Source organism: Stutzerimonas nitrititolerans (assembly GCF_003696285.1).
In the GTDB taxonomy this organism is placed as follows: Bacteria; Pseudomonadota; Gammaproteobacteria; order Pseudomonadales; family Pseudomonadaceae; genus Stutzerimonas; species Stutzerimonas nitrititolerans.
In genome coordinates this window covers 1-566 of record NZ_RFFL01000077.1, presented here as the reverse complement: position 1 = coordinate 566, position 566 = coordinate 1, and the positions used below count along the sequence as shown (strand labels likewise).

At 68.9% G+C, this 566-nt stretch carries 1 protein-coding gene; it reads right to left on the bottom strand.

Going from position 1 to position 566, the window contains the following annotated elements; translation table 11 throughout:
• Positions 1–566 (bottom strand): FAD-dependent oxidoreductase (locus EA795_RS20775; protein WP_158601324.1); only part of this gene is annotated, 566 nt, incomplete at both ends.

The window sequence follows — 566 nt, the reverse complement described above, 5'->3', positions numbered from 1 at the left end:
CCGTCGCCCTTGACCTCGGTGGTCTGCGCCATCTTGAGGATGGTGACGTTGGCCAGGCTCTGCAGCTTGCGCTGCAGCACGGCGTCGGCGCGCAGTTCTTCACCGAATTCCAGCAGGGTGACGTGGGCGACGATGCCGGCCAGGTCGATCGCCGCTTCCACCCCGGAGTTGCCGCCGCCGATCACCGCCACGCGCTTGCCCTTGAACAGCGGGCCGTCGCAGTGCGGGCAGTAGGCGACGCCACGGCCGCGGTATTCCTGCTCGCCGGGTACGTTCATTTCGCGCCAGCGCGCGCCGGTGGCCAGGATCAGGGTCCGCGCCTTGAGCGAGGCACCGCTGTCCATCTTCACTTCGTGCAGGCCGTCGGCGCCGGCCGGGATCAGCGCGGCGGCGCGCTGCAGGTTCATGATGTCGACGTCGTACTCGCGCACGTGTTCTTCCAGCGCGCGGGCCAGTTTCGGGCCTTCGGTTTCCTTCACCGAGATGAAGTTCTCGATGGCCATGGTGTCCAGCACCTGGCCGCCGAAGCGCTCGGCCGCCACGCCGGTGCGGATGCCCTTGCGCGC